The organism is Pseudomonas sp. o96-267 (assembly GCF_003935465.1).
In the GTDB taxonomy this organism is placed as follows: domain Bacteria; phylum Pseudomonadota; class Gammaproteobacteria; order Pseudomonadales; family Pseudomonadaceae; genus Aquipseudomonas; species Aquipseudomonas sediminis.
In genome coordinates, this window is sequence record NZ_RHQP01000013.1 from 84,356 (window position 1) to 96,068 (window position 11,713).

An 11,713-nucleotide genomic window follows, 5' to 3' on the forward strand; every position below is an offset into this window, starting at 1 on the left:
CATCAGGTTAGCCCATCGCCAGGCGAAGGTATGGTCGGCATACCCAGCCAGCGCTCCAGCAATGCCAGCAGCTCATCGCGTTTGATCGGCTTGGCCATGTAGTCATCCGCGCCTGCGGTGATGCACTTCTCTCGGTCACCCTTCATGGCATGAGCGGTAAGCGCGATGATCGGGATGACGCATCCATGCTCCTGCTTGAGCAGGCGCGTGGCGGTATAGCCGTCCATGTTGGGCATGGCCATATCCATGAGGATCAAGTCGAACGGCTCACGCTGGTAAGTGGCAATGGCCTCGATGCCGTCCTTGGCGGAACTGACGCGCAGCCCCACTTCATCCAGCAACGCCGTCAGCGCATAGACGTTACGCACATCGTCATCCACCAGCAGGATAAGTTTTCCCTGCAACGGATTGAGCCGTGCCTGGGCCGGTTGCGGCGCACGCACGTCACCGAGGAAGCCCTGTACCGCCTGGCATAGCGCATCGGTGTCATCACCATGCTTGCGCACCACCACAGCGCTGTAGCGGCGCAGGCGCTGCAGGGTCTGTTGCGTGACGTCCACACCGGTATTGATCACCACGCGCGTGCCCTGCAACGGGCGCACCTGGTTGAGGCTGTCGAGCAGAGCGAAACCATCCTGATCCGGCAGGTCGAGATCGATCACCAGCGCGCAGAACTGCCCCTGCGCATAAGCCTCGCGCGCCTGCTCGCCATCGGCGCAGGCGACGACCTGGAAGCCCAGCTCCGTCAGTTGCTCGCGGTAGTGCTCGCGCTCTACCTCGACATCCTCCACCAACAGCAATGCCTGCTCGTGTTGTTCACCGTGCTGCAACTCGATGAACACCTGCTCAAGTTCATCACGGCCGATGGGTTTGACCAGATAGCGAGTGCCATCATCGTTCCAACCCACCGGTTGCGGTACACAGGAGATGATGTGCACCGGCGTATGCCGATGGTTCGGCTGGGCGCGCAGACGACGGAACAACTGCCAGCCACTGAGATCAGGCAGCAGGATGTCGAGTATCACCGCATTGAACGACTCCTGCTGCAACAGCGCCAATGCCTGCAGACCAGTACGGCAATGCACGCTGGAAAACCCATGGGCGTGAGCCTCCTCGGCAATCACCGCAGCAAAATTGGCATCGTCCTCGACGATCAGCAGCGGCGGGCCGTCACCTGCGCGCTGCGGCCCCTCCACCGGGGCCTCGACGCTAAGCGGTCCAGCCTGCACCGGCAACCTGACGGTGAAGGTAGACCCCTGCCCCGGCGCACTTTGCAGGCTGATATCGCCATCCAGAGCCAGCACCAGCTGACGGGTGATGGCCAGCCCCAGCCCAGTGCCGCCGAAACGCCGACTGGTGGAGCCGTCGATCTGTTGAAAGGCTTGGAACACCTGTTCATGTTGCGCAGGGTCGATACCGATACCGGTGTCACGCACGCTGAAACTCAGCAACTCGCGCTCATCATCTTGGCGCCCCTGGCTACCGACAGTCAGGGTGACCTCGCCCTGGTCGGTGAACTTCAGCGCGTTGGACAGCAGATTGCGCAGTATCTGATGCAGGCGCACGCGGTCGGTGTGAATGACGCGTGGTACCCCGGCCTCCAGCTGGGTGTGCAGACGCAAGCCCTTGAGCTCGGCCATCGGCCGCAGGCTGGCATCGAGTTCCACCAGCACGTCCTGCATGTTGATCGGCTCGAGCTTTAGCTGCATGCGCCCCGACTCAACCTTGGCCAGGTCGAGTACATCGTTGATCAGTTGCAGCAGATCACTGCCAGCGCGGTGCACGATATCAGCATGTTTGCTCTGCTTCTCGGTCAGATTTCCCGCCAGGTTCTGCCGCAGCTGGTCACTGAGAATGAGGATACTGTTGAGCGGCGTGCGCAGCTCATGGGACATGTTGGCGAGAAACTCGGACTTGTAGCGGTTGGCCAACAGCAGTTGTTCGGCCTGCTCACGCAGTTTCTGCTCGGCAGCCTTGCGCTCGCTGATGTCGATGATCACCGCCTGCACCAGGTTCTCGTCGCCACTGCGAATGGGTGACAAACCAACCTCCAGAGGAATCATGCGACCCTCACGATGCTGACCGAACAGTTCACGATTGCTGCCCATGCGGCGCTGCTCGGGCATCGCCTGATAGCCCCGCCGCATTGCTACATGGCTGCCACGCTGCGCGTCGGGCAGCAACATTTCCACCGGTTCGCCGAGCAGCACCTGACGCTCGTAGCCGAACAGCAGCTCGGTCTGCCGATTGACCATGGCAATGCGTCCCAGGCCATCGACCAGCACGATGGCATTGGGCGAGGCCTCGACCACCAACCGGAAGCGCTCCTCGGCCACCTTGCGCGCACGCAGGTCCACCAGGTTGATCAGGTAGCTACTGCCTTCGTGCAGCGGATTGAGGCTGATGCTGACCGGAAGCGACTCGCCGCGCAGCGTCCGCACCATGCGCTCGTCACTCTCGGCCAACTGTGCCTGCAAGTCTTTCGGTGACTCGATATTGGGCAGGACGCGCAACACGGTCTCACCCGGTAAGGCATTGAGCGGGCAATCGAACAGCTCGGCGGCGCTGCGATTGGCCATTTCGATGCGCCCCCTGTCATCACAGAGCAGAGTCGCCACCGGCAGCCGTTCGACCAACAGACGAAAGCGCTCTTCGCGCTCGCGCAGGGCCACTGCAGCCCGCTCACTGATCTGCAGTTTGCGCTCGCGCTGATGGAGAAAACCGCCGACCAGAATTGACAGAAGCAGTGTCGCCGCCAAACCAGCCCAGAGTCCGAGCGTACCGGTACGATCGACCAGACCGCGCTCGTACTCGGGTGTGCCGATGACCTCCAAGTCCCAGGTACGGCCGTACAGCGGCAACTCCATGTGCTTCTGAAAACGCGGCTTCCAGCCGTTAGCATGGTGTTCGCCGCCCAGCAACTGAGCATCCGATGCCTGCAGATCCCTCAGCAGAATGTCGAAACGCCGTGCCTGACCACCCAGGATGCCCTCGATCAAATCGTGGCTACGAAACGCGCCATGCACTGTTCCCAGCAGCGCAGCGCGACGTTGCTCCACCGTATTGAGTGGCACGCCAGGACGAAAGACCGGAAGAAACAGCAGCACACCCTGCTGCACGTTGACATCGATTTCCTGGCGTAACACCACCGGCCCACTCAGGCTGGCATCACCGCTCTCAAGGCTGCGCTCGATGGCCTGAAGGCGGATCGCCTCGCTGAGCATGTCGAAACCAAGTACGCGCCGGTTACGCCAATCCAGAGGACTGACGTAATCGATGGGCAAGTAGTACTCGCGCTCCCCCTCGGGAAACACCTGATAGTCGAGGCGCTCATCCGCTTTCAGCTCGGCTCGAAAGTCGTCCAACTGCGCGTGGCTAAGGTAGCGCGACCAGGCGACGGCCTGTATTCCCGGATAACGATCCTGCAATTGCAGCTGATCCAGTGCCCGCTCCCACTCAATGGGAGAAACCCGGTCACTCCCGTTCATCAGCCCCGAAACGCCACGCAGGACCATTTCATAAGCCTGCATGCGCGCCATCACTCGCTGACCAATATCCTGCGCCTCAAGCGCAAAGCGATGCTGACTATCTTCCCGCTCACGTTCCTGCAGGGTATTCCACTGCCAATAAATCAACCCACCCAGCCCGATAAACAGGCCAAGTGCAGCCAGCAGCGGTGTCCAGGGCCTTGGCGGCCGCTCGACAGCTCTGTCGTCCATTCGCGCTCCTTCGGTCATCCAGAACCAACGCGCACGGGCCATCCGCACGCGGACATCACAGAACCACAGCAAGCATTCTAGTCAGGTTTTGGATGAGTGGCCTTTGGCCAGAGGGGACACGACGGGCGGTCACGAACATTGTCGGAAACGCCCTCTGGCACCTAGCCGAAAGACGTCAGCAGCGGTGCTTGTCAAGCGGTACAAAAAAGCCTCCCAGAGGGAGGCTTCGTTCAACCCAATGCGGCCTTAGAGCGGACGCAGGTTGATCTCGACGCGACGGTTCTGCGCACGACCAGCATCGGTGGTGTTGCTGGCAATCGGCTGGCTCGGACCTGCACCGTAGGCAGAGATGCGCTGACCCGGTACGCCGTTGGCGGTCAGGTAGTTGGCCACGCTCTGCGCGCGACGCTGCGACAGGCTCTGGTTCAGCTCTTGCGAACCGGTGCTGTCGGTATGACCGACGATGTTCACACCGTTCTTGTCGAACTCCTTGAACACCAGCACCAGCGAGTTGAGGGTCGGGTAGAAACTGCTGGAAATATCCGCCGAGTTGCTACCGAAAGTGATATTGCCCGGCATGATCAGTTTCAGATCATCGCCATTGCGTTGTACCTGTACGCCAGTGCCCTGCAAGGTCTGACGCAGCTTGGCTTCCTGGGTGTCGACGTAATAGCCATAACCACCGCCGGCAGCGCCACCGACAGCCGCACCGATCAGTGCACCCTTGGCGCGGTCTTTCTTGCTCGACGTCGCAGCGCCGATCACGGCGCCGGTAGCCGCGCCGATGCCACCGTAAACGCCGGCTTTGCCAGCCTGACTTTCGCCGGTGTAAGGGTTGGTGGTGCAGCCAGCCAGCATGGCCATGAGCGCAGTTGCTGCGATCAGATTACGTCTGGTCTTCATAGGGATTCCTTAGGATTTCTTCTGGTATCGGGCAGACATGCCACAATCTTCGAACCGCCAAGGCGCGGCGAAGTTCCGCCCTAGCTTATCAGCCCGGGCGGACAGGGACTGCGATCCAGAGCAGTTCTGCCCGACGCACGCGGGTTACTGCACGCCCGGCAACGGTCGCAATGTCACCTCGACACGACGGTTCTGCGCACGACCATCTGCCGTAGCGTTGCTCGCCACCGGCTGGTCCGGCCCCATGCCGCGGGTGCTCAGACGGCTGGGGTCGACACCTTGCGCCAGCAGGTAGTCGGCCACGCTTTGCGCGCGGCGCTGCGACAACGCCATGTTGTGACTTTGCGAGCCAGTGCTGTCGGTATGACCGACGACCTCAATGCTGTTCTGGTTGTACTGACGGAAGGAGTTGGCCAGGTTGTTCAGCGGCTGATAGAAGCTGCTAGCGATCTGCGCCGAGTCGGTAGCGAAGGTGATGTTGCCAGGCATGATCAACTGAATCACATCGCCTTGGCGCTGCACCTCGACGCCGGTGCCCTGCATGCTGCGGCGCAGTTCCTCTTCCTGCTTGTCGGCGTAGTAGCCATAACCTGCCGCTGCGGCACCGGCCACGGCCGCGCCGATCAGCGCGCCCTTGCCGCGGTTGTCATGGTTGATCAGCGCACCGGCAGCCGCGCCGGCCAGCGCACCGATACCACCGTAGGTGGCGGTGCGGTTGGAGCTCGGTGCGCTCTGATCGTAGGGGTTCTGCGAGGCGCAACCGCCAAGCAGCAGCGCAGAGGTGCAAAGGGCAATAACAGGCAGGCGAAACATGAAGGCGTCTCCATGAACGGTGGGTGATGGCTCTTTGAGTCATCACGCCGCCATTAGTGCCCTCTCACGCGCGAATAAAGGGGTTCTCGCGCATCTCATCGCCCAGGCGAGTGTCCGGGCCATGGCCGGTAACCACGGTGGCATCCTCGTCGAGGCTGTACAGGCGCTGCTTGATCGAACGCTCGATGGTCGCGTAATCACCGCCCCACAGATCGGTACGGCCGATACCGCGACGGAACAGAGTGTCACCGGCGATCAGCAGCTTGGCACCCTCGAACCAGAAGCTCATCGAACCCGGCGTGTGCCCTGGCGTATGCAAGGCCACGCCGCAGCCACAGGCCAGTTCCTCGTCATCGGCCAGCCATTTGTCCGGCGCCGGCACGGGCGTGTAAGGCACGCCGAACATGCTGCACTGCATCTCCAGATTGTCCCAGAGGAACTGATCCTCCTTGTGCAGGTGCAGCGTGGCACCGGTCTTCTCCTTCATCTGCCCCGAGGCAAGGAAGTGATCGAGGTGCGCATGGGTGTGGATGATGCTCACCACCTTGAGGCCATGAGCCTCCAGCCGCGCCATGATCAGATTGGGATTGCCACCCGGATCGACCACGATGGCCTTCTTGGTAATCGGGTCGCCGATGATGGTGCAGTTGCACTGCAAGGGGCCGACAGGGAAGGTTTCGCGGATCAGGGCGGGGCGTTCGACAGAGCTCATCAGGGAACCTCATTTCGGTAATCGCCGGGAAGTTTACCGGTCCATTTGCGGAATGCACGGCGGAAGTTGGACGGATCGCTGAAACCCAGCAACTGGGAGATTTCATGCAGCGGCAAATGCGTGGCGGTCAGGTACTGCAGGGCCAGCCGTTTGCGCCCGTCGTCGAGCACCTGCTGATGGCTGGTACCCATCTGCCTCACGTGCCGGCGCAGGCTGCGGCCGCTGGTGTGCAGGGCGCTGGCTAATGCTGATCAGATAAGTTCGTCACCACCCCTTCCTACTTGCAGTAGAGGGGGCGCTTTTCGTAGGAGCCAGCTTGCTGGCGATGCTTTTTATGGCGGATCGCCGGCAAGCCGGCTCCTACAAAATCGAGTGCAACGGCTTAACTGACTGACATTAGGGCGCTGGCGGCGCTTTCCAGGTCGGGGAAGTCGCCGGGGCGCGTCAACAACAGGCGTCGCACCCGTGTGAGTAGGCCGTCCTGCACATCTAGTCTGGCCAGCAGCGCTTCGCACTGTTGCTCGCACATTTGCACCGTGGCCGGGTTGGCCAGCGCCATCGACCGTTGCAGGTAATGCTGGGGCAAGCGCAGCCAATGAAAGGGCTGTTCGAACTGTGCGGCCACCCCGAACACCTCGACATAGCGCTCGGCGTAGTCCGGCGCAGGATGAGCGAAGCCGACGGCCAAGCCCTGCAACTCTTCCCCCAGGAGAAAGCGCGCAATGGTATGGATGCTGGTCAGCAGGCCTTCGGCGGTAAAGCGCGATTGCGGCCCCATGGGGAAGGACTCGACGGCGCGTAATTCCATGTCCTCGCCCTGCTCCACCAGCTCCAGTTCGAAGGACAGACCGAGCACGCGATAGTACTTCAGGGCGAACTGCAGCGCCTTGCCCAGATTGGCGCTGGACAGCACCGCGCAACCGAGTATGCCGTGGGTGGAGACGTTCAGGCGCTGGCCCAGTACCAGACCAAGCGCCGGTTCGCCGCACCGCTCCAGCGCAGCCTGAATCAGGTGGTGAAAGTCGATAAAGGACAGTCGGGCATTGGGACTGCCAAGCACTTCTGGGCGTACCCGCGCGGCGGCAAACAGCTCGGCACGCGCCAGGCCGAGCTCTTCGGCCAGGGCCAGCAATGCCTCGGCGTAGGCAACAGGAACCAGTTCGGCGGTGAAGTTGAGGGTTTGTTTCATGAGTTCGTTGTTCTGGCGACTGGCCGCAAATGACCTTCCCGATTGCGAACCTTAGCTCAGCGGATCCATGCTCGCTGCCCTGCTGCTGCCCCAACTTTCTGCTGGAAAAACGCACTGGCCGGATATGGCTGTCACCTTGGCTGTTACGAACCTGTGCCCAGCGGTGCATGACGCCCATAGTGGGAACCAGTCAAATAGCGCAATGGAGTTCTCATGGCCAGCACTACACCGGAAGGATTGCAGATTCGTCCCAGGCATATGGATTTCGATCTGCCCAACCCGCTGCCGCGCCACTGGAACGGTGGCGACGCCTTCAAGACCCATTTGTTCGATGCCATGTCGGTGTTGTTTCCCGACGGTGAGCGATTCTTCATCGATTCGGTGCGCCAGTTCCGCGACCGCATCGACGACCCGGTGCTCAATGAACAGATTCGCGGCTTCATCGGCCAGGAAGGCCATCACAGCCGTGAGCATCTCGAGTACAGCCAGCGCCTGTGCGACCTGGGCTACGACGTAGAGCGCATCGAGAAACCCGCCCGGACGTGCATCCGCTACACCCAGAGGAAGTTCTCGCCATAACGCCAACTGGCCGCGACTGCGGCGCTGGAACACATCACCGCGATCATGGCCGATGGCCTGCTGAGAAATGGCGGCTACATAGCCGACGCCCTCCCGACGCTGGCCCGCCTGTGGCGTTGGCATGCACTCGAGGAGACCGAGCACAAGGCGGTGGCCTTCGATGTCTACAACCAGGTGTGTGGCAGCCGCAAGTTGCTGCGCCGAGCGATGATCAATGGCACCTTCTTCTTCGTGCTAGACCGCTGGATGTGGGGCAAGGAAGGCGTGTTCCGCCCGCTGATCAGCACTTATCTGGACTTTTTCAAGGACGGCTTCCCCCTGGCAACACAGCAACCTGGAACTGCTGCACGCCGCACGGGACGAGTTCGATGGTGCCCCGTTGATTCAGGCCGGAGCCGACTGAAGCGCAGCTTCGCCACGCAATACAAACAAGCCCGGAATCTGTCCGGGCGTGTTCATGACCCGAGTTTTCGCTGGGCCTTTCTGGCTCCACTCAGCTCAGTAGAAATTTCATTGCATCGGCTGCGCTCTGCTGGGGAATTTCCTCCATGGGAATGTGCCCCACGCCCGGGTAGACCTTGACCTGCCCCAGGTAAATCACGTTGCCACAGCGGCACCTGTTTGGGCGAAATCCAGCGATTACGCTCACCCCACATCAAGCAGCGTGGCAGCGATCATCCACAGCACCTTGCACCTCGGATATCCGGCCAGTTCTATCGGCACCAGCTTGCCGCCCCGCTGCTGCTGCGTCAGGACAAAGGTCCAGCCTGCTAGATGCGTTCCAGACTTTTCCTGTGAGGCACACATCAGCGCAGCAGGCCGAGCCCCTTGGCCCGCGCCACCGCCTGAGTACGCCGCTCGACGCCAAGTTTGCTGTTGATGTGACGGGCGTGGGTCTTGACCGTGTGCAAGGAGATGAACAGACGCTCGCTGATCTCCTGATTGGAACAGCCACGCGCGATCAACTGCAGCACGGCCAACTCGCGGCCACTGAGTTTTTCCGTCAGGCCGCCCGCCTCTACGACCACCTCCTCGTCCGAATCCCCGCTGCCTGGCAACTGCGCGAGCAGCGCGTCGCGCAGCGGACACGGCGGACGCAACTGCAGACGCTCGCGCAGCCAGCGCGGCTGATGCTGCAACAGCTCGATGAAAGGCAGCAGCGCACCGCCCTGAGCGAGATCCAGGCAACTGTCGAGCTGCTGCTGCGCCTCCCGCTCTCGCCCGGTCTGCTTCAGTAACTGGGCGAGCTGCGCCTGCGCCGCCAGACCGACCAAATGACCACCCAGCCCCTGTGCACGCTGCTGCAACGCACGCAGACGGCGCTCCGCATGCTCCAGCTCGCCCTGTAAGCGCTCCAGAGCCGCCTGCTGCAGATCGATATGCAACGCCAGCTGCGGGTGAAACTCCGGCGCCAGTGCTCCCCCCTGATCACCATAGGTTTCCGCCAACTGAGGCAGCCAGGCGGCAGCCAACTCCACCTGCCCTTGCCGCAGCCACAGCTCACACTTGATCAGCGTGATCATCGCCAGGTAATAGATCGCCGGCACATCCCAGACATGCATCAAGCGTTCGGCCTCACCCAGCAGAGCAAACGCCTCGGCTGGCCGTCCATCACGCCCTTCCAGGCTGGCCAGCACACAATAGCCAATCAACGCACCGACGTCGCGGCAAGCCCTGGCTTCGGCAATCCCCACTCGTAAGCGCTCCACGGCCTGAGGCTGCAGACGCAAACTGAGCAGATAGCCCTCATAAATCGTCAATCGCGCCCGCACCGAGTAACTACGCTGTGCCGGCAAACGCTGCACCAGCAACAATCCCTGATGCACCTCCTCTTGCGCGCGCAGCACCTCACCACGGGCCTGCAGCACGCGGGCACGCTCGTAGTGGGCAAGCGCCTCGAGCAGAGGGTTGTCGATACGCTGCGCCAGCTCCAGAGCGTCGCGGTTCAGCCCACGCGCACGCCACAGATCGCCACGCACCATGGCCAGGTTGGACAACGCCGACAGGCACATGAAGTGCGGGCCATAACGCTCCGCCGGTAAACCGGCCAAGGCCTCGCTGCATTGCAGCTCGGCACGCGCACCATCGCCGCGGCCACGGGCGATGACCCCATCGAGCGCCTGCCACTGCGCCAGCAGGCTGCGCTGGGCGGCAGGCTCGGCAGCCGGCAGGAAGCGCGCCAACTGATCAAGCAGCTCTTGTGCGGCATCCAGCTGACAGGCCAATGCCAGCGCCCAACCATAGAGCATGATCAGCCGCGGTGTGCTGGCCAGCAAATCGTCCGGCAGATTGGTTTTCCAGCGCAGCAGCATGGCGATGTTCTGTTCCGCCAGCATCTGCTCCTCGGACAGGTTCTGCACCAGGCTGGCGGCCACGTCGGCCTGCCCCGCCAGCAGCGCCTGCTCGATGGCGGCATCCAGCATGCCTTGCGCAGCGAACCAGCGACAGGCACGCAGGTGGGCGCTACCGTGCGAGCGGCTCACCCCATCGGCAGGGCGCGCATTGAGCAAGTCGGAAAACAGGTGGTGATAGCGAAACCAGCGGCCCTGTTCGTCAAGCGGCACCAGAAATACCTGATTGGCCTGCAACTGGCGGATGATCGCGGCGCTGTCATGGCTGTCACGAACCGCATCGCACAGCTCAGCGCAGAAGCGCTCCATACAGGCGGTGTCATAAAGGAACTGTTGCACCTCGGCGGGCTGCCGCTCGATGACTTCCTCGAGCAGGTATTCACGGATCAGCCCTTCACCGCCGTGCAGTTGAAGCAACTCGCCAGCTTCCGCCAGTTCCTCGACAGCCAACAGCCAAAGACGTAAACCAGCGATCCATCCCTCGCTGCGTTGCAGAATTCCGGTGACCTGCTGCTGCTCGAGGCGCGCGCCCTGACTTGCCAACAGCGCGTCGAGCTCGGCAGCCGTCAGACGCAGATCCTGCTCGTTGAGCTCCAGCAACTGTCGCGACAGACGCAGGCGCGCCAGGTGCCAGTCAGGCCGCTGACGGCTGGTGACCAACAGCAGCACACCAGGAGGTAAATGGTTGAGGAAGAATTGCAGACAACGATCCAGCACCGGCCCCTGCGCCAGATGGTAGTCGTCCAGCACCAGCAACAGCGGTTGACCATCATCGAGTTGCTGGGTCAGCTCATCGAGTAAACCGTCAAGCCACTGCTCGAATGCGAAGGGTTGGTGGCGTTGGCGCATCTTCAGCAGACCGAGCGCTTCCTCGCCGAGGCCAGGGTAGAGCTGCTGCAGCCCGTTCAGGAGACGCTCGAGAAAGCGCCCCGGATCATGATCGCGCTCGCTCAGCCCGAGCCAGAGGCTGTGCCAGTGATCGGGTAGTCGTTCGCAGAACTCGATGGCCAGCGAGCTTTTGCCAAAGCCTGCTGGCGCACTGACCAGCAGCAATCGCCCTTGCAGACCCTTCTCAAGACGCTCGCACAGTCTGGGCCGCGGCATATGTCCTGCCGGCAGCGGCGGACGATAAAAACGCGCTTCCACCGGCGTGGCCGGCGTGCAGGGAAAACCTGGCGAGCGGGAGAGATCTGTCATCGGCCTATTCTTGGAAGTCTTCTATGTGCATCGGCGGGCTCGATCTGGACCCAGCCTAGCGACTTGCAATGGCCATTTGAAGCGTCCGCTACAGTCCGTAACGAAAAAGCCGGCACAAGGCCTAATGCTGATCAGATAAGTTCGTCACCACCCCCTCCTACTTGCAGTAGAGGGGGCGCTTTTCGTAGGAGCCAGCTTGCTGGCGATGCTTTTTATGGCGGATCGCCGGCAAGCCGGCTCCTACAAAGGA

General features: G+C 61.9%; 5 protein-coding genes and 4 pseudogenes. 1 reads left to right on the forward strand and 8 read right to left on the reverse strand.

Translation table 11 applies throughout. From position 1 onward, the window contains the following. Positions 1 to 2: 2 nt before the first annotated feature. From EGJ86_RS11210 to EGJ86_RS11235, 6 genes and pseudogenes are all read right to left on the reverse strand, one after another. Entirely contained in the window at positions 3 to 3,719 is a 3,717-nt protein-coding gene (locus tag EGJ86_RS11210; RefSeq protein WP_125835158.1) for a response regulator, read from the reverse strand. Between the two features lie 246 nt (positions 3,720 to 3,965). Next, on the reverse strand, positions 3,966 to 4,622 hold the full coding sequence (locus tag EGJ86_RS11215; RefSeq protein WP_125835159.1) for an OmpA family protein: 657 nt from the start codon (positions 4,620 to 4,622) through the stop codon (positions 3,966 to 3,968). Between the two features lie 144 nt (positions 4,623 to 4,766). Further along, positions 4,767 to 5,435 carry an OmpA family protein gene (locus EGJ86_RS11220; protein WP_106735362.1) on the reverse strand — a complete coding sequence of 223 codons (669 nt, stop codon included), beginning with the start codon at positions 5,433 to 5,435 and terminating at the stop codon, positions 4,767 to 4,769. Positions 5,436 to 5,499: 64 nt separating this feature from the next. Continuing rightward, positions 5,500 to 6,147: an MBL fold metallo-hydrolase gene (locus EGJ86_RS11225; RefSeq protein ID WP_004424486.1), complete on the reverse strand. Its 648-nt coding sequence runs from the start codon at positions 6,145 to 6,147 to the stop codon at positions 5,500 to 5,502. After that, positions 6,147 to 6,383, reverse strand: a pseudogene (locus EGJ86_RS11230) (helix-turn-helix transcriptional regulator); the annotation flags it as partial. The pseudogene EGJ86_RS11230 and the gene EGJ86_RS11225, both read right to left, overlap by 1 nt. A 173-nt stretch (positions 6,384 to 6,556) precedes the next feature. Next, positions 6,557 to 7,336 (reverse strand): annotated as a pseudogene (locus tag EGJ86_RS11235) (AraC family transcriptional regulator); the annotation flags it as partial. Between the two features lie 213 nt (positions 7,337 to 7,549). On the opposite strand from EGJ86_RS11235, the pseudogene EGJ86_RS11240 reads away from it, so the two are divergent. Beyond that, positions 7,550 to 8,318 (forward strand): annotated as a pseudogene (locus EGJ86_RS11240) (metal-dependent hydrolase). A gap of 90 nt (positions 8,319 to 8,408) precedes the next feature. Here the strand turns inward: EGJ86_RS11240 and EGJ86_RS11245 are convergent. Together EGJ86_RS11245 and EGJ86_RS11250 are read right to left on the reverse strand one after the other, a co-directional pair. After that, a pseudogene (locus EGJ86_RS11245) lies at positions 8,409 to 8,583 on the reverse strand (alpha/beta fold hydrolase); the annotation flags it as partial. 138 nt (positions 8,584 to 8,721) lie between these two features. Next, entirely contained in the window at positions 8,722 to 11,463 is a 2,742-nt protein-coding gene (locus EGJ86_RS11250) for a LuxR C-terminal-related transcriptional regulator (protein ID WP_125835160.1), read from the reverse strand. Positions 11,464 to 11,713: the final 250 nt, after the last annotated feature.